The organism is Streptomyces sp. NPDC013187, assembly GCF_042899705.1.
GTDB classification, from domain to species: domain Bacteria; phylum Actinomycetota; class Actinomycetes; order Streptomycetales; family Streptomycetaceae; genus Streptomyces; species Streptomyces hawaiiensis_A.
This window is the reverse complement of sequence record NZ_JBIBAF010000032.1, coordinates 1-16,192: the sequence shown is the minus strand read 5'-3', so window position 1 is coordinate 16,192 and position 16,192 is coordinate 1. Positions and strand designations below refer to the sequence as shown.

19 protein-coding genes and 1 pseudogene are annotated in these 16,192 nt (G+C 68.9%); 11 read left to right on the top strand and 9 right to left on the bottom strand.

Features of this window, described 5'->3' with window-relative positions; all coding sequences use genetic code 11:
- Positions 1-60: 60 nt before the first annotated feature.
- From ACFY5B_RS38885 to ACFY5B_RS38860, 6 genes are all read right to left on the bottom strand, one after another.
- Positions 61-444: a toxin Doc gene (locus tag ACFY5B_RS38885; RefSeq protein WP_389979809.1), complete on the bottom strand. Its 384-nt coding sequence runs from the start codon at positions 442-444 to the stop codon at positions 61-63.
- Complete coding sequence (locus tag ACFY5B_RS38880) at positions 444-683, bottom strand: hypothetical protein (protein WP_381000577.1); 240 nt, start codon at positions 681-683, stop codon at positions 444-446. Before ACFY5B_RS38880 ends, ACFY5B_RS38885 begins: the two co-directional genes overlap by 1 nt.
- A gap of 327 nt (positions 684-1,010) precedes the next feature.
- Positions 1,011-1,250 (bottom strand): hypothetical protein, encoded by a 240-nt coding sequence (locus tag ACFY5B_RS38875; RefSeq protein ID WP_389979806.1) that lies wholly within the window; start codon positions 1,248-1,250, stop codon positions 1,011-1,013.
- Entirely contained in the window at positions 1,247-2,023 is a 777-nt protein-coding gene (locus tag ACFY5B_RS38870; RefSeq protein ID WP_389979803.1) for a hypothetical protein, read from the bottom strand. Before ACFY5B_RS38870 ends, ACFY5B_RS38875 begins: the two co-directional genes overlap by 4 nt.
- 703 nt (positions 2,024-2,726) lie before the next feature.
- A complete protein-coding gene (locus tag ACFY5B_RS38865) occupies positions 2,727-3,437 on the bottom strand; it encodes a hypothetical protein (RefSeq protein ID WP_389979800.1) in 711 nt (236 codons plus the stop codon).
- Positions 3,341-4,321 (bottom strand): hypothetical protein, encoded by a 981-nt coding sequence (locus ACFY5B_RS38860; protein ID WP_389979866.1) that lies wholly within the window; start codon positions 4,319-4,321, stop codon positions 3,341-3,343. Before ACFY5B_RS38860 ends, ACFY5B_RS38865 begins: the two co-directional genes overlap by 97 nt.
- On the opposite strand from ACFY5B_RS38860, the gene ACFY5B_RS38855 reads away from it, so the two are divergent.
- Positions 4,259-4,405: a hypothetical protein gene (locus ACFY5B_RS38855; RefSeq protein WP_389979871.1), complete on the top strand. Its 147-nt coding sequence runs from the start codon at positions 4,259-4,261 to the stop codon at positions 4,403-4,405. The two genes, ACFY5B_RS38860 and ACFY5B_RS38855, sit on opposite strands and share 63 nt — an antisense overlap.
- Here ACFY5B_RS38855 and ACFY5B_RS38850 read toward each other — a convergent pair.
- Positions 4,384-5,070 carry a PIN domain-containing protein gene (locus ACFY5B_RS38850; protein ID WP_389979797.1) on the bottom strand — a complete coding sequence of 229 codons (687 nt, stop codon included), beginning with the start codon at positions 5,068-5,070 and terminating at the stop codon, positions 4,384-4,386. The two genes, ACFY5B_RS38855 and ACFY5B_RS38850, sit on opposite strands and share 22 nt — an antisense overlap.
- 92 nt (positions 5,071-5,162) lie before the next feature.
- Between ACFY5B_RS38850 and ACFY5B_RS38845 the strand changes: the two genes are divergently transcribed.
- On the top strand, positions 5,163-6,173 hold the full coding sequence (locus tag ACFY5B_RS38845) for a hypothetical protein (protein ID WP_389979794.1): 1,011 nt from the start codon (positions 5,163-5,165) through the stop codon (positions 6,171-6,173).
- Between the two features lie 12 nt (positions 6,174-6,185).
- Complete coding sequence (gene istB / locus ACFY5B_RS38840) at positions 6,186-6,983, top strand: IS21-like element helper ATPase IstB (RefSeq protein ID WP_389979791.1); 798 nt, start codon at positions 6,186-6,188, stop codon at positions 6,981-6,983.
- Between the two features lie 13 nt (positions 6,984-6,996).
- Here istB and ACFY5B_RS38835 read toward each other — a convergent pair whose 3' ends face one another.
- Positions 6,997-7,452: a hypothetical protein gene (locus ACFY5B_RS38835; RefSeq protein ID WP_389979788.1), complete on the bottom strand. Its 456-nt coding sequence runs from the start codon at positions 7,450-7,452 to the stop codon at positions 6,997-6,999.
- A 226-nt stretch (positions 7,453-7,678) separates the two neighbouring features.
- Between ACFY5B_RS38835 and ACFY5B_RS38830 the strand changes: the two genes are divergently transcribed.
- The 8 genes from ACFY5B_RS38830 to ACFY5B_RS38795 all read left to right on the top strand — a co-directional run bounded on the left by ACFY5B_RS38830 (position 7,679) and on the right by ACFY5B_RS38795 (position 15,574).
- Entirely contained in the window at positions 7,679-7,912 is a 234-nt protein-coding gene (locus ACFY5B_RS38830; RefSeq protein WP_389979786.1) for a hypothetical protein, read from the top strand.
- A 1,390-nt stretch (positions 7,913-9,302) separates the two neighbouring features.
- On the top strand, positions 9,303-10,118 hold the full coding sequence (locus ACFY5B_RS38825; protein ID WP_389979783.1) for a hypothetical protein: 816 nt from the start codon (positions 9,303-9,305) through the stop codon (positions 10,116-10,118).
- A 23-nt stretch (positions 10,119-10,141) separates the two neighbouring features.
- Positions 10,142-10,549: a hypothetical protein gene (locus ACFY5B_RS38820; RefSeq protein ID WP_389979781.1), complete on the top strand. Its 408-nt coding sequence runs from the start codon at positions 10,142-10,144 to the stop codon at positions 10,547-10,549.
- 184 nt (positions 10,550-10,733) lie between these two features.
- The gene (locus ACFY5B_RS38815; RefSeq protein ID WP_389979863.1) at positions 10,734-12,425 is read left to right on the top strand and encodes a Mu transposase C-terminal domain-containing protein; all 1,692 of its coding nucleotides are present in this window, start codon (positions 10,734-10,736) and stop codon (positions 12,423-12,425) included.
- Positions 12,422-13,165: an AAA family ATPase gene (locus ACFY5B_RS38810; RefSeq protein ID WP_389979778.1), complete on the top strand. Its 744-nt coding sequence runs from the start codon at positions 12,422-12,424 to the stop codon at positions 13,163-13,165. Before ACFY5B_RS38815 ends, ACFY5B_RS38810 begins: the two co-directional genes overlap by 4 nt.
- Before the next feature lie 980 nt (positions 13,166-14,145).
- Positions 14,146-14,427 carry a hypothetical protein gene (locus tag ACFY5B_RS38805; protein WP_389979775.1) on the top strand — a complete coding sequence of 94 codons (282 nt, stop codon included), beginning with the start codon at positions 14,146-14,148 and terminating at the stop codon, positions 14,425-14,427.
- Positions 14,424-14,951: an RNA polymerase sigma factor gene (locus tag ACFY5B_RS38800; protein WP_389979772.1), complete on the top strand. Its 528-nt coding sequence runs from the start codon at positions 14,424-14,426 to the stop codon at positions 14,949-14,951. The genes ACFY5B_RS38805 and ACFY5B_RS38800 overlap by 4 nt, the downstream gene beginning before the upstream one ends.
- On the top strand, positions 14,948-15,574 hold the full coding sequence (locus ACFY5B_RS38795) for a hypothetical protein (RefSeq protein WP_389979769.1): 627 nt from the start codon (positions 14,948-14,950) through the stop codon (positions 15,572-15,574). Before ACFY5B_RS38800 ends, ACFY5B_RS38795 begins: the two co-directional genes overlap by 4 nt.
- 311 nt (positions 15,575-15,885) lie before the next feature.
- Here ACFY5B_RS38795 and ACFY5B_RS38790 read toward each other — a convergent pair.
- Positions 15,886-16,098: pseudogene (locus ACFY5B_RS38790) on the bottom strand (helicase associated domain-containing protein); the annotation flags it as partial.
- Positions 16,099-16,192 lie beyond the last annotated feature (94 nt).

The window sequence follows — 16,192 nt, the reverse complement described above, 5'->3', positions numbered from 1 at the left end:
CAAGTTTGGGAGCGGGTGAGGCGGCGCGGGCGCCGCTCGTCCGCCGGCGGGGCCAGCCGTTCAGATGCGCCAGGAGCGGAGGGTGTCCGCGATGTCGTAGATCTTGAGCCGGGTCTCGCGGGCTTTTCTGATCAGGTCGGACAGTGCTCCGTAGGGCGGGTCGATGCCTTCACCGCACTGGTCGAGGTACTGGCTGGTGACGAAGGCGGCGAAGAGACTGTTGCGGTGGGGGAGCGGTTCGAGCCGCACGATGGTGTGCAGGAGTGCGGCAGCCCGCCACGCGGCGTCGGGGTTGGACTCGGCGAGCGTCGGTGTGCGGGTCTTGTGGCGGGCGACGGCCGCGACAAGGGCCGAGTAGTCGGTGACGGACACGTCGTCGTGGCCGAGGGCGATGTCCTGAACGTCCAGGAGCCAGGAGACATCGACGTACAAGGTCTCGCTCATCAGGCGGCAGTGGCTCCCCGGTCGCGCTCGGAGGGAGGAATCTCCTCCGGGAACGCCGCGTCGAACTCCTCGCGCAGCCGGTCCGCCCAGGACGCAGCGCCCGCCACGAACCGCTTGCGGTGCATCTCGCGCACGCCCAGGTCGTGCAGGTACTGCTTGAGGCTCTTGCCCTCAGCGGCGGCGGCAGCGCGCACGCCTTCCATCTCTTCCTCGGTGAAGGACACATTCAGTGACGGCATACCCGCATGGTACCTACTTGGTGCCTACCGAGGAAGCGGAGTAGACGGCGACGCCCCGCCCCGGGTCCAGGACTGGACAGGACGAACGCACTGCCCGCCCGCTTCCCTCCCGGCCGGCACCCGCAGCCGGGAGGCCACCAGTGGCGCCCCCGGGCACCCAAGCGAGAGCGCCACGCCGCCCGGGAGTAGGCAGCGCGGGCGCGGGCCTCGCCCAAGCCTTCGCGCCCGCTGCCCCGGCGAGCGCCAAGGCCAGGGTGCGCGCGGCGCGGGGTGGGCCGCACTCACCCTGGCCCGGGAGGAACCTCTTTGCGGTGACGGCAAGCGTGGTCAGCCGTCGCGGCGGCGCAGGGCACGGAGCGCGACGTCGTACGCCATCGTGGCGAGGGCGAGGACCACGAGCGGCCACACGAGCAGGGATGCTTCCGGGATGGCGCCGTGGACCAGGGCCGCGCCGACGCTGCCGGTGCCCAGTACCGCGGTGCAGGCCGGAATGCCCGGCAGAGCGATCCGCAACACCACCTCCCGGCGGCAGGCCGGGCAGGCTGCGACAGGGGCAGGGGTGCTCATCGGCCGCTCATCGTGGCCGCCTCGGCCGCGGGCGAGCTGCCGGTGATGCGCCCAGCAAGCCGCTTCACCTTCCGGCGGACCCTTTCGCCCTGCCTCTCCGGCTCCGCAGCACCTGCGGCCATGGCCGCTTCGGCCCAGGTGGTGACCCCACGGGCGCCGAGAGCGAGAGTCACCGCTCGCTCGGCCGGGGAGAGGGCCTTCAGAATCTCGATCAGGCGCGAGTCCTCGAAGCCGGTCTCGAAGCCGGGGTCGACGGCGGCTTGTCCGCAGACCAGGTCGTACAGGGTCAGCCCGTCGCCGAGCGGGGTGTCGAGCAGCAGCAGCCGCGACTTGTTGAGTTTGCGGCGCCAGACCGGGGTGAGTTGTTTGTGGATGACACTGGCCTCTGACCTCAGCTTGTCCAAGGCATCAGGGGTGAGGTGTCCTTGGTCGTAGAGAGGGTCCGCCCAGTTGCCGAGCAGGGCGGTGGAGACCGGCTCGTTCCATCCGCTCCACCTCTTCAGCACCTTCGACGTGAAGGAGTGAATCGTGGGTCCGTCGCCGGCGAGCGCGGCCTCGCGGGCGCTCAGCGCCTGGATCACCTCGGGGACCGGGATGTTCAGAGCCCGGAACCCCGACTCGATGGTCTGGTTGGCCGGGTGGCCGGCCTTGAGTACCGCCATACCGGTCGTGGTGGTGATCAGCGTGGGAGGGGCGACACGGTCGAACGGCTCCGGAAGGTCGAACGTGCCGTCCATGTCGAGGGCGATGCTCCCGTCCTCCCGGAGAGTCACGGTATCGCCGGCGCTCCCGCTCCACTGGGCCGGGAACAAGCATGACCGCGGCGCCGGTATTGGACTCGTAGTTGAACTGGGTGATCCGCTCCGTCAGATCGTTCTGGACGGAGCAGTCATCCTCGACCATGGTGTAACTGGGCGTCGGGTCCTCGGTGGCCATGGGTGCCTCCTTGTCGTGGAAAATCCTTCTCCTCTCGGTCCCGCCACGGACCCGATCCGACAACGCACCCCCCGAATCATCCTGTGATCCACATCACAGCTCGCGGAGGCGGCGAGCCAGCAGCAACAGCCGACGGGCATGAACGTCGCCCGCGGCGGCCCCCACACGCCGCCCTCACGGCCGGGGTGGAGGGCCTTCACTCGTCATAGGGCTCATACGGGCGGGTGGCGCTGATCAAAGGCAGACCGATGCGCGACTCACGACCTCTTTGCGGAGGCGTCGGCTGCTCCGGCCACGACAGCGCGATGCCCTGGCCGCAAACCCGCGCTCGCTTCCGTGCCCGAGAACCCTGCATCGGCGCACAGTAGCCACAGTGGCTTCTGCGCCCTCGCCCATTTTCAGTCCGAGCGGGGGACCAGTGGACGTTTCCAGGTGTAGTCGGCGAGCCGGTCGCTCTTAGCCCTCACCACGGGGTGGGAGAGAGTCTGTCCCACCAGCCGCGAGTCGGTCGTCGACCGGGGGCGCCCCGCACGCGGTCGCTCAGAGCGTGAGCACCGGTCGGGTGGAGTAGTTGTCGTACAGGCCCTCTCCGTCGGGTCCGTACGCGAACTCGGCCATGTCGGGGTTGCGGTTGGCGGTCGCCAGGGGGAGCCAGGCCAGCAGGTGGCCGTAGCCGCCGCACACCGACTCTCCTGCGTCGCCGCCGTGGACGGCGGTGACATCGCTGGTCAGCTCGGCGCGGTAGGTGTCGTAGGCGATGTGCAGGCCGAAGGCGTTCAGTTCGTTGTGCGGGCCGGTGTCGTCGCCGTAGCGGATGCGGTCGAGGGGACAGTCGTCGCCCCACCGGAACAGGGTGTTGGACCCGGCGCCGCAGGCGTGTTCCCACTCGTCGGGGCTTGGCATCCGCAGACCACGGGCGGAGAGGACAGCCGGTATGTCGGCCGGGGGTTCGGTCAGGGTCTCGTCTTCCACGGCCATGAGGACGGTGTCCAGGTGGACGCTGCGGGGAGCGCTGAGGATCCGCTCGAGGTGGGTCCGCAGATCGGGCCCGTAGCCGTAGCCCTGCTCCCGGCTTTCGGCGTAGTCGGCGGCCTGCTGCGCGGTCGGCTGCCAGGTGTTGAGGTCGAAGCCCAAAGTCACCCGGCCTCCGGGTATCAGGGCGAACTCCTGCCCGCCCCGTTCGACCAGGGCGCGGTGCAGCGGGGCGCCGATGTGTTCGGTCGCTTCGACGTGTGAGAGTCGGCCGCCCACGTGGTCAGCGGCCTTCTGGGCGATCCGCCGGGCGGTGACCTCGTCGAAGGTCCGCCACAGGTCGAAAGTGAGATCAGCGAGCGACATGGCCGGCAGTGTGGCACGCGGCACTGACACAGCATCGAAAGACGAAAGCCACCAGGTACAGACACCGCCAACCAGGCACGCGGGGAACCAGTTACTGGGTGGCCCTGCCGATGCCTTGCCCAGGCCCACCCAGCACGCCAGCGGCGCCCCTGCCCGCTCCCGGTTGCGGTGCCGCTTAGCCGGATGTCTCCCAGGCGGTGGTGAACAGCGCACATTCGAGGAGGTCGGGGGCCGCGCCGGACGGCCAGCTGCCGCAGACGCCTGGACAGCACGCGGTCGAGGATGAGCGGCCGCGGTCCGCGGGCGGGCGGCATGGCGATACCGGTGAAGTAGAGGAACTTGGTGAAGAAGGCCGGCCCGAGCCCGGGAACCTGCCCCTGGAGCGCGGCGTACGCCTGAGGCGCACCGTACTCGTGCAATGCGGTGACCGCGGCGGCCAGTGCCGCGTCGAGGCCGTCGAAGGCCAGAATCTTGTGGAGGGTCGACGGTCCGCTGCCGCCGGGGGTGCCGCGTTTTCCCTTGCCCCACACATAGGTGGCGACCAGCGCCTCCCGGAATGCCTCCCGCCGCAGCGCGTCGGCGACGGCCGAGGCCACCTCCGCCCGGCTGACCGCAGCGTCACCGCCTGCGGAGGTGGGCGCCAGCGCCTTGGGCCACGGAGTGATCTGCCCCCACCGGCCGGGCGTGTACCGGATCGTGTGCGCGCCAGGCGTCCCGTCCGCGTAAACAGCCGCATGCGTCTCCCACCAGCGGCCCAGCGCCCGTACAACGGCACCGGGCAGCAGGCGTGCGGCCATCTCGCGGTCCACCGCGTCCGCGCGGTCCTGGCGGCCCCGCCCGTCCTGCCCGTGCCGTCCGTTCACGAGCCGCTCCCTGCCTGACGTGCCGCCGACTCGGGGGAGGATGCGGAGGATTCCTGCGATCCGGTCTGCCTGGGTACACCTCCGCCCGGCATGAGCTCTGCGGCTGCCTGTTCCAGTTCCTGCCGACGAAGCTCGCCGCCCTCGATCAGGTACGTGTCGGGCAACGGCCGCGCAGGCAGCCCCCAGGCGCGGGCCTGGGTCCGTACGCCGATGTCGCGGCTGACGACGACCACCTCCGCGGGAGCGACGGCTTGGTGTAGACGCAGTGCCGAGGCCACCAACTCGTCGTCCGGCACAGCAAGGCGTGCGTGTCCAGGCTCATCGTCCGCGATGAACACGCAGGTTCCGTCGTCCGTGATCGCCTTCTCGGGCCCCGCTTCCAGCACCGACTCCAGCAGCCGGAACACCCCGCGCGCCCGCCGGGAGATCTTCTTGTCCCCGGTCTGGTAGCTCTTGGTGTCGATCTCGTCGACCACGACGTGCGGCACCATGACCGCGGTGCCCTTCCCGAACACCTTCTGCCAGGGGACCTTGTCGAACCGCATGAAGTGCAGCGTGGTGTTCGTATCCAGCACCGCGTACCGCACGGCACCGGCACGCCTGTACCGCTCCTGCATGGCACGCACCCGGTTGGCCACAGATCTGAAGTAGTCCTGGAGCTCGGCGATTTCCGCGTACATCATCAGCCGAGCCTCGTTCAGCGGCGCGGTGAGGATCGCCCGGTAACGGCCCGCACGGAGCTGTCCCGCGATCTGCCCGGTCGGTGAACCGCCGGTTGAGCTCCCTTAGGGCCGCGGTCGCCCGGGTTCTGGGCTTCTCACGGCAGCGGGTGGAGGCCGAGCGGTGGACCGCGTTCCGCTCGCACTACGGCCTGGAGGCTCTCTACTGCCAGCCAGGAATCCGCGGGGCACACGAGAAGGGCGGGGTCGAGGGCCAGATCGGCTGGTTCCGGCGAAACCACCTGGTCCCCGTCCCGGAAGTCGCCACACTCGCCGAGCTCAACGCGATGATCGAACGCTGGGATGAAGCGGATGACGCCCGGCGGATCCGGTCCCGGCCCCGCACGATCGGCGAGTACTTCGCGGCCGAGCAGTTGCTGCTGGCACCGCTGCCGGAGGAGCCGTTCGAGACGGGCCGGCTCTTCACCCTGCGGGTCGACCGCTACAGCCAGATCAGCGTCCGCACGAACCGCTACTCGGTGCCGGTGCGGCTCATCGGCCGGAATGTCCGCGCGATGCTGCACGCCTCCGAGCTGGTCGTTTATGACGGCCGTGAGGAGGTTGCCCGGCATGAACGGCTGATCGCCAAGGGCGGCACCCGGCTGGAACTCGACCACTACTTGGAGGCGCTCGTGCGCAAGCCCGGCGCCCTGCCCGGGGCAACCGCGCTGGACCAGGCTCGCTCGGCGGGCAGGTTCACCCCAGTCCACGACGCGTGGTGGGCGGCGGCCGTCAAGGCCCATGGGGAACGGGACGGCACCCGCGCGCTGATCGAGGTCCTCCTTCTCGGCCGCCATCTGCCCCACGAACACCTGGTCAGCGGCCTCGCGGCTGCCCTGAAGAGGGGCGCGCTGACCGCCGACGCGGTCGCGCTTGAGGCCCGCAAGGCCGCAGATGAAGACAGCGGCGACACGGAACTCTCGCTGCCCCCGGCCAGCCGGTCGAAGGTCACGTCCCTGACCTCGCGCCGCCTGTCCCACCTGCCTCCCGACAAGCGGCCGCTTCCCTCGGTCGCCCACTACGACCAGCTGCTGCGACTGCGTCGGCCGGACCGCCCCACCCCTTGAAGGAGAACAACCGTGACCATTCCCCGCCAGCGAGGACTCACCGAGCAGGCCGCCACCGCGGCGGTCGACCAGGCATGCCGGATGCTGCGGCTGCCGACCATCCGATCCCAGTTCCCCGAACTCGCCGAGACCGCCGGCCGCGAGCAGATGTCCTACCTCGGCTTCCTCTCCGAACTCCTCCTGGCCGAGTGCGACGACCGGGCCCGCCGCCGCTCGGAACGACGGATCAAGGCCGCCGGATTCCCCCGCGACAAGTCACTTCGCAAGTTCGACTTCGACGCGAACCCGCATATCGACGCTGCCTTGATCCACACCCTCGCCAAGTGCGAATGGATCAAGAAGAGCCTGCCGCTCTGCCTCATCGGCGACTCCGGCACCGGCAAGTCCCACCTGCTGATCGCCCTCGGCACCGAAGCCGCGATGGCCGGCTATCGGGTCAAGTACGTCCTGGCGACCAAGCTGGTCAACGAGCTCGTCGAGGCCGCCGACGAGAAGCAGCTGACCAAGACCATCGCCCGTTACGGCCGCGTTGATCTCTTGTGCATCGACGAGCTCGGCTACATGGAACTCGACCGCCGCGGCGCCGAACTCCTCTTCCAGGTTCTGACAGAGCGGGAGGAAAAGAACAGCGTGGCGATCGCCTCGAACGAGTCGTTCTCTGGCTGGACCAAGACCTTCACCGACCCTCGCCTCTGCGCTGCCATCGTCGACCGTCTCACCTTCGGGGGCAACATCATCGAGACCGGCACCGACTCCTACCGCCTCGCCACCACCCGCGCCCGCGCCGAACAGCAGGCCACGGCCGGCTGACTTCCCGCAGGGCTCAGAGCGCGATCGGTCGGTACTTCAGAGCCTCGTCGACAATCTCCTCCGCAGACGCGCCCCGAAGGTCGTCTGAGGGGTGGAAGACCAGGTCGCTCACCCGGGGGTGCGACACGTTCGCCTCCAGAAGCCGCAGGTAGTAGTCGCTCTCCGGGCCGGCCAGCAGGAGTCTGCGAACAATCTCAACGAGCTCGTCCCGGGTGATGTCCGCAACCACGGGGCGAGCCGGCCGCGCCGCCTCCCGCGCGAACTCCCCCAGGCTCCGGCTTCCGTAGTACTCAGCGAAGTCGAGGGCCTCGTAGTCGTGACCGGTCATCGCGTTGAAGGCCGTGATTGCCTCACCCGCGGCCTCCGGGCGGGTTTCCAGCAGGTCAGCGATCCGCTCCACCTCGGCGCACAGCTCGTCCAGCCGCTGCCGACTCACGGGCGGCGGCAACAACTCCGGTCTCAGGTCCACACCCGCATTATGTCCGTCCGTGCCGACACGCCCGAGCCAAGCCCTCTGGGCGCTGCCAGTTCTCATCGACATTGCCGGGCGCCTCGATCAAGAACCGCTGCCAGACCCCGGCGACATTCGCTCTCCGTTCTCACCTACGAAGCCAGGCGCCGCATCTCGGGTGGTGAGCAACCATGCCGCTCACGCCCTCTACCAGCGGATCTGTCAGCGGCGTACCGTCGAAGCTATGACCAGCGGAAACCGGCAGCGGCGCGACGGCTCTTCCAAGCGGGTTCAGCTGACGAGCGGCGACCACAGCGGCCCGAAGAAGAAGAAGGGCAAACGACCGCGCGTCGCGCAGCCGGACCGCGCGCAACGGAAGGCCGCCGCCAGCCGAGCATGGAAGGAACTGTTCGACCGGTTCGGCGAAGTGAAGCAGCGGGAGCAGGCCCGGCAGCGGAGCAAGGACTCGACGCCATAGGGCCTTGCAAACGGTCTGGCACCGTCGGTACGGAGACAAGTCCCAAATGAGAGCGGCCGATGCCCAATCCGCAGTGCGGGTGGCAAGGGCACCGGCCAACCAAAGACCCACCCGAAGGCGGACTCCACCGCCAGCATACGGGCCCACAGCCTCCGCAGGCCTGCCTGCGGAACTCGGCCAGCCGGCGACGCCGATCATGCCACCGCCTGGCTGGCCGGTCCGCCGGTCGAAGCTCCACGGCATCGGTCTCGGCAGGCGCGCTCTTTGCCGCTGCCCACTCCCACCCGAGATCGGCCAGCGCCAGGAGCTTGTGGGTGGTGAGCTCGGCCTGCCCAGACAGGCGCTCAAAGCGCGTCGCCTTGCAACAACGTATCTACCTGTGGTGTAAGTCACGAAGGAAAGGAGTGGCCACGTTGCGCTACCCGGCCGCCCGGCCGCGCGGTTTTATATGAATCCACGCATACCACGCTTAGGTGAAAATCTTCGCTGCTCACTGCGGCAGCAACACGGGTCCGGCCGCCCGGCCGGGTAACGCTGTGCTGATGACGGGGTCTGACTCACCTGCAGGCAAGGCCAACTCGCCTTCCCTAAAGCGCCCGTGGCTTCCCCTGACACCGTGTAAGTTGGTGCCAGCTTCCTAGCGAAAAGCCTTCGGAGGGGACCGCACTGGCGGGTCCTCGGGCCCGGGGTCCGATACACCAGGTGTCGGTCCACGATCCCGAAGGGGACTCAATGGGGAAGCACGCGAGGCCGAAGTCGGTGCGCTGGAAGCGGGTGCTGAGAAGCATCCGGCTCTGGATGGCTCCGGCGGCGGCGACCGTGTTCTGGGTGGGTCAGATGGTCCGCACTTGGTGCTGGCACCAGAACTGACACCGTCCCAGCTCAAATGGACTGAGCTGGGACGGTATCCGACATGGTGCGGGGCCCTTGCCGTAGCAGCGGCGGGGCCCCGTCCGCATTTAGATGCAGACTTAGTTGTCAACTAAGTCGGTGACCCCACTCTAACGCAACCATAGATGCGTGAGGGTGGGGTTTCGCGTGCTAGTTGCGTACGCACCTGCGTACGCAACCGCGTACGCAGGTGACCGGAATGTGAGTGGGTGGTGGGGTGGCAGTGGGTGGGTGTCAGCGGGCTCGTGGTGTGGGTGTCCTGGTAGTGGGTGTGGGGTGGGGTTGTGGTCGCTGTCATGGGGTGACCTAGCGGCTGTTGTGGTGTGGCTAGCAGGTTGGTTGCTGGCTGTCATGGGTTTCGCTGTTCCTGTGGGAGGGGTTGGCGGGGCCGGGTGGGCTGGGCGGTATGACGGTTCAGGGGGGTTCGGCGGGTGGGGCCGGGGCGGGGCCGGCTGGGGTTGTGCCGGCCGGGAGTGTGCCGTTGGCGCGGGGTGTGGTGGTGCGTCGGCTTCTTGCGGTGGACGGGGAGGGGACGCTGTCGGCGCTGCACGTGCGGATCGCGGCGGAGTTGGCGGGTGTGTCGGAGCGGACGGTGTGGCGTTGGCTGGCCGATGGGCGCCGGGGTCATGTCGAGGCGCGGCCGCGGCAGGACGGGTTCTCGCTGAGCGACGCGTTGTGGGAGGTCCTGGCTCAGGCGGGTGGGAACGTCGCGGAGTTGCGGCGCAGGATGCTCCGGGCCCAGGAAGAGGGGGCGTTGGAGGGGTGGGGTGCGCAGTGTGTTCCCTCGCTGCCGACGTTGCACCGGGTGATCAAGCGGGATCTGGGGGCGGGCCGGGTTCTTGAGGTGGCCCGTCCGGCCGGGGCCAGGGTGGGGCTGGAGCCGAGCCGGTATGACCGGGCGCTGGCGGATTTGGGACTCATGGACGGGGCGGGTGGTCCGCTTGTTGTCGACGGGCCGCCCGCCGACGTGCCGGTGCCGGAGGACGCCGCGGATGCGGGCGTGCGGGGCGGCGGTGTGCGGTTGTACGTGCCGGGGGCCCGGCTGGTGTCAACCCGGCAGGTGGCCGCTGTGGCGGAGGCTGTGGGGCATACGGTCGCGGCCCGCGGGATGTGCTGTGTGTACGGGGACACGGGCCTGGGGAAGACGGTCGCCGTCGAGCAGGCTTTGCATCTTCTGCCCGGCCGGGTGCCGGTGTGGCGGGCGGTGGCCGGCGTGGCACCCGGTCTGCCGCAGCTGCGGGCCTCGCTGTGTGAAGCGCTCGGACTGCCGTCGGGTGCGCTGCCGCACCGGGCCGGGCCGGCCAGCAGGCTCTGACGCGGGCACTGGCCGAGCCGGGTGTGCTGTTTGTCGATGACGCCCAGCGGCTGACGCCGCCAGCGCTGGATTATCTGCGGCAGTTGTGGGACGCGCCGGGCTGTGCGGCGGCGCTGGTGCTGTGCGGGGCGGGAAGCGAGCGGGCCCTCGCCCGTGCTTCGGCACTGCGCTCGCGAATGCTGACCTGGCACCAGGTCGGCCGGCTTGAGCCGTCTCAAGTGCCGCAGACGCTGACCCTGTTCCATCCGGTGTGGGCGCAGGCGGACCCGGACGACCTTGCGCGGGCGGACGAGCAGATGGCGCGCGGCAATTTCCGCACGTGGGCGAAGATCACGTCGCATGTCTACGCGGCCCGCGAGCGCGGCCCCGCAAGGCGTGTGGACCGGGAGCTGATCGAGCAGGCCTGCGCGCGTCTTGGCCCCTACCCGTGACGGTCCGCGCTGCTCGGAAGGCTCGTGTACGGGGCCTTCATGTGTTCCGACGAGGTGAACGAAGGCGCGCTCTATGGAAGCGGAAGTGATGGGGCACGGCGTGGGTGGGCAGTCGATGGCGCCGCCGGAGGACCCGGCCGGTGTTCTGGGGGAGGAGTCCTTGACGGCGTTGCGGGCGCCGGCGGTGCGTCGTCTGCTGGCGCTGCGTGCCGAGCGGCGGCTGTCGCGGGAGCATGTGCGCCTGGCTGGGGAGTGCCTGGGGGTGTCGGAGCGGACGGTGTGGCGGTGGCTGGCTGAGGCCTCGCGGTCGCCTCAGGCCTCGATCCGCCCCGGGGAACGCAGCGGTGACAGGTTCGAGATCACCAGGGAGATCCGGGTGCTGCTGGCGTACTGGCACGGCAACGCTTCCGCGGTCCACCGCCAGTTGGTGACCCGGGCCCAGACCGGCGGCCATGACGGTCAGCCGACGACCACAACTGAACCCGCGACTTCTCCCGCAGGCGCCCCGCCGGCCGCGGTACCGCTGCTGGACCCGGTGCCGTCGCTGTCGACGTTCCTGCGCGCGGTGCGTCGTGATCTCACAGCGGGGGAGCGGGCCGGTCTTGCCGCGGGGCCGGACGCGGCACGCGCGCACGACGTCTTCGGCAAACGAGCGGCCTCCTGGCGCAATCACGTCTGGGAGGCCGATCATGTCCAGGCACCGCTGCTGGTCGATGCCGACGGCGACCTGGTGCGCCCGTGGGTGACCTGGTTCATCGACACCGCCACCAAAGTCATCACCGGAACCGCGGTCACCCCTGGCGTTCCTTCCCGCGCCTCTGTGCTGGTCGCGCTGCGCGCCGCTGTGCTGCGTGAAGATCCCTACGGCCCCGCGGGAGGGACACCGGAGCAGGTGCGGGTGGACCGGGGCAAGGACTTCCTGTCGACCACCGTCACCGCCGCGTTCGGCACGATGGGCGTGACGGTGAAGGACCTTCCCGCTTACAGCCCCCATCTCAAGGGCACGGTGGAAAACCTCAACCGGGCAGTCGACCGGATGCTGTTCGCGGCCCTGCCCGGCTACACCCTCACCTCCACCAAGCCCCGCTCTGGCCAGCGACGCAAAGACGCGGGCCGCAAGCCAGAGACGTCCGGTGCCATGTCGTTTCAGGACTTCACCGCGGAAGTGCTGGCCTGGACCCACTGGTGGAACACCGAGCACCGGCCCCAGGCGTTGTCCGGCCGCACGCCGCTTGAGGCATGGCAGGCCGATCCGACTCCCGTCACGGACGTGCCCGCCGCCGACCTGTGGACGTTCACCCTCGAGGACGACGGCCGCCCGAGGAAGCTGACCAGCCACGGCGTGCGGTGGCGCGGGCGCACTTACATCGCCCCCTGGATGACCGGACAGGCCGGCCGCAGCGTCACAGTGCGCTACATGCCGCACCACGATCACGAGATCGACATCTGTGACGCGAGCGGCAAGTATCTCGGGCCCGCGCACCTCGCGGACGCGGCCACCCCCGAACAACTCGATGCCCTGCGCACAGCCCGTGCGGAGCGTGCCCGACGTCTGCGTGCCGAGGTGAAAGCCGCCGAGACGCTGCGCCGACAGCGCTTCGCCCCGGCCACCACGGCCGGGCCGGCCCAACGGCTGGGAGCCCTCACCTCTGCTCAAGCCGGGCGTGAACTGGCCGCCGTCGAGCACACCGACGCCTCGAAGCTGGCGCTGCCGGACCTCATCCCGGCCGCCGCGCCACCGGCCGACTGGCGTACCCCGTCCTCCCTCGCCACCCGGACCGCGCCCGGCCGGCCTGCTCCCCTGCCCGCCGAACCTGCTGCCGACGGCCCGCCTGGCCCAGCCGCACAGACCGCTGAAAACGGAGACGCCACGTGACCGCGGCCACCTACCAGTACGTCGACCTGCCCGATGCGTCCGTGGTCACCACCCGCGCCCTGCTCACCGCCCGGGAGAACATCACCGACACTGTCGCTGCCCGCGCCATGATGTGCATCCACGGCGGTGCAGGCTTCGGCAAGACCCTCGCCGTCAACACCTGCCTGCGCGCACTCGAACCCGGAGAGGACGTCTGCAAGATCACGTTCCGGGCCCGGCCTACCGCCCGCGCGGTGCGCTACGAGCTGTTCACCGCGCTCGACCTGCCGGGTGAACCGCCGCGCCACCCCAGCGAGTTCGACCGTCTGCTGAAGACAGCCCTGGCTGAACGACCTCGCACGTTCCTGGTCGACGAGGCCCAGTGGCTCAAAGGGGAGGCGTTCGAATACTTCCGCTATCTGTGGGACGAACCAGCTACTCAGCTTGCGATCATCTTCGTTGGCGGGGAGGGATGCCACACCGTGCTGCGCCGCGAACCGATGCTCTCCTCCCGCATCTTCATCTGGCAGCACTTCACCCGCCTCACCCCCAGCGAAGTACTCGAGGCCATCCCCCTGTTCCACCCGATCTGGGCCGATGCCGACCCCGACGACATCACCTTCGCCGACAGCCACGCCGCACACGGCAACTTCCGTGCCTGGGCCCAGACGACCGCCCACACCCGAACCGCCCTGGCCCGCACCGGACGCCCCCGCGTGGACCAGGAGCTACTGCGCTGGGTCTTCAGCCGCCTTTCCTGACCACTACGCCGCCATGCCGCTCGCCGCGCCACCACCCGTCACCGTGGTCATCGACCGTGATGACGACGCATCGCCCACCTGCCGTCCAGGCGCCCGCCGCCGACCAGTCCGCGCTCTGGCGGTCGCTTTCCGGGGCGACCGAGGATCGCAACCAAGAACACGCCCGACGAACCGTCCGAGAACACCCCCTGGTGGTCGTCCTGCGGGGCGACCGAGGATCGCAACGAGTACCGCGGCGCCACTTACGAGTGCACCCCGGACGCTGGCGGTCGCCTTCCGGGGCGACCGAGAATCGCAACGCTCCACATCTGAGCCGGGCGAGGGCGAGGATCGGTACTGGCGGTTCGGGCGACCGAGGATCGCAACAGTTCCCGTGTACCGGTCGAGTCCGGCGGCTAGCGACCGCTCTCCGGGCGACCGACCGGCAGATCGGCGTTGGCGCGCGATCTGCTGCACGAAGCTGGCATCCGCTACCGGGGTGCCGGCTTCGTCGTGCTTACGTTCCCGTGCATCGGCCCAGCGCCTCCAAGCAGCCCCACAGTGCGGGCGAACCGATACGAGCGGCCGTCCGGGCCGCTACCGCGTCCTCGCCCGATGCGCGCAGTCCGTCGTCAGTCGTGCGCGCTCCATAGGTGATTTTGATGTTGTTGCCTCACCGAAGTGATGCAACAACGCCCCGCCAAGCAGACGCAGCGGACCCGGCGGCGCCGATGTCTACGGCGGTGGGCACGTCCGATGTTCCGTAGCCCGCCCCTCGGCAGGGTGCACTGGGAATCGGCTCCGGCGGAAGTTGCGTGGCGGACTGCATCTTCCACCGCTAGCGGCTTCGTTTCCACTGCTCAGAGGGGTTCTCACGCGGCAACTGGGGTTCGTGGGAAAGAAGTTGGCCAGTGGCATCCGGATTCGGTCCTCCCGGCGCGTGTAACGGGGTGAGGGCGTCAACGCCCTCACCAACGAGTCGATGATGGGAGGCCGGTCCGGTGACCTGGCTCGAGTGGATGGGAGCGGGTGGGGTCTCGATCCCGCTGATGTTCCTGGCGTACTACGCGCTGCGCCGCACCAAGAGCGCGGTGGAGATGTGCCTGAAGGCGTATCTGCAGGCCCGCGCGGAGCGCGAGCAGCGCGCGACGATGATCGCGATGGCGGCGGCGCTGCCCGAGGGCGGTGCCGCGGCCCGTTTCGAGCAAGGGCAGCCGGCCTGGCTGTTCTACAAGCACGCGGAGCAGGGCCAGGCGGCGATCGTCACGCGGGAGGCTGCGTGACCGAGCCCGACCGGGGCACGGACTTCGAGGCGTTCGTCCTCGAGACCAGCGCGGCGTTCTCCCGCGTGGCCCGGGCCGAAGCAGGCGGCGACCTGCACAGCGCCGAAGATGCTGTGCAGGTCGCGTACATGCGCATGTTCACGTCGTGGGAAAAGTTCGTGGCGCGGCCCGGAGACCGGGCCGCCTATGGCCGCACCGCAGTCAGGAACGCGGTGATCGACCAATTTCGGCGTAACAAGCGCATGACCCCTGCACCGCTGCAGGACCTGCCCGAACAGGAATCCCAGATCGGCATCCCCGATGCCGCCTACGAAATGATCAAAGAGGGTATCGATGAACTAGTCGCCAAACTTCCCGACCGGCAGCGGCAGGTCATCACCCTGTGCGTTCTGAAGGACATCAGCCCTGAAGACGCCGGGAAGCGCCTGCGCCTTAAGGAGGAGTCGGTGAAGAGCTACATTCGCATGGCCATCAAGAACCTGAAGAAGTACGTCGACGAGACCGGCGAGGAGGGAACCGCATGAGCACCTGGGGCAACGGACACGAGCAGAGCGCTATCCGGCTCCTCGCCGTATGGGCCCTGCTCGTACGCTCCGAGCAGGCGCTTTCGAAGAGTCCGCGGACACCCGAGGACTCGGCACAGGCGGAGGGGGGCCAGCTTGCCGGCTGGCCCCCGGCCCCCGCCCCCTGCCCAGACGAACGAGAGCAAACCGAAGCCAAGGGCGAGCTCGTACTCCTGCTAGCACGCGAGTGCGCGCACAAAACCACCGCACAGGAAACACGCCGAATCGCCGAACTCCTGGAGTATCTCGACAGGGACGAAGAGGCATTCCGGTGGTGGCAATGGGCGGCAGAACGAGGCGACGAGGACGCGCGGGACTATCTTGAAATGCTCCATGCCGAAAGGCAGGAACAAGAGAACCCGTCAGTTGGCTCTTCAACACCCTCGGAACTGGAAAACAGTGCGGCACTGTATGTGTGGAAAGCCAGCAGAACAAGCGCCGGATCTCACACATTCGCGGCCGTGCAACTGGCGTTGAGTGCTGTATCCAACCCAGAGCTGAGCGAAGACGCAAAGCAACTAGTAAGGAAAATCGAGGAGTACTTGCAACATCCTGATCGCATGACAGATGGAAGGCGCCGCTGATGCGTAGCACCCTTCTGTCATGTCTGAACACGGGAGCAGCTCTATAGGCAGACCCATCATGAGTGCCTCACGCTGAGGCACAACGACTCGTTGAGGCAGCGGCCCGCCCTACCGGCGGGCCGCTGCCGCGTTCAGCAACGCAAAACGACTCACGCTTCTCACTCAAGGACGCGCCTGGGTCGGATCCAGGCCACGCCAACTCAGCGCTGACGTCGAACTGCGTGCGCCACCAGGGTTTCCGCTGCTCCTGACACACGGAGGGTTCGTGCCGTCTGTGTTCGGCGCGGACCCTCACACAGCCTCCCGGGCGGCTACACGGCCGCCCAGTGGAGTCCGAGGTCGGCGAGTGCGGCGAGTTTGTCGGTGGTGAGCTTGGCGCGCCTGGCCTTCTGGTTCATGATCCATACTCCGAGCCGGACTTCGGTTCCGTCCGGCAACGCCTCTACGTGTCCCCGTGGGACCTTCACAGAGCCGGTGCGCGCCTTGTACTGCGCCAGGGCTGCAACGCCCCGCTCGAAGGCGCTGTTGCGGCCCTGCTCGAAGTGAGCAGTCCTTCGAGGCTGACCGGGTCATTGCTCGGTTCGGTGAGCGGGACGTGCCGAGATCTACTGGTGGGTA

Bases quoted from the DNA above. Each gene is read 5' to 3' on its own strand.
- ACFY5B_RS38885 (WP_389979809.1), bottom strand. From the start codon at position 444: ATGAGCGAGACCTTGTACGTCGATGTCTCCTGGCTCCTGGACGTTCAG.
- ACFY5B_RS38880 (WP_381000577.1), bottom strand. From the start codon at position 683: ATGCCGTCACTGAATGTGTCCTTCACCGAGGAAGAGATGGAAGGCGTG.
- ACFY5B_RS38875 (WP_389979806.1), bottom strand. From the start codon at position 1,250: ATGAGCACCCCTGCCCCTGTCGCAGCCTGCCCGGCCTGCCGCCGGGAG.
- ACFY5B_RS38855 (WP_389979871.1), top strand. From the start codon at position 4,259: ATGCGTCTCCCACCAGCGGCCCAGCGCCCGTACAACGGCACCGGGCAG.
- ACFY5B_RS38860 (WP_389979866.1), bottom strand. From the start codon at position 4,321: ATGGCCGCACGCCTGCTGCCCGGTGCCGTTGTACGGGCGCTGGGCCGC.
- ACFY5B_RS38850 (WP_389979797.1), bottom strand. From the start codon at position 5,070: ATGATGTACGCGGAAATCGCCGAGCTCCAGGACTACTTCAGATCTGTG.
- ACFY5B_RS38830 (WP_389979786.1), top strand. From the start codon at position 7,679: ATGACCAGCGGAAACCGGCAGCGGCGCGACGGCTCTTCCAAGCGGGTT.
- ACFY5B_RS38795 (WP_389979769.1), top strand. From the start codon at position 14,948: ATGAGCACCTGGGGCAACGGACACGAGCAGAGCGCTATCCGGCTCCTC.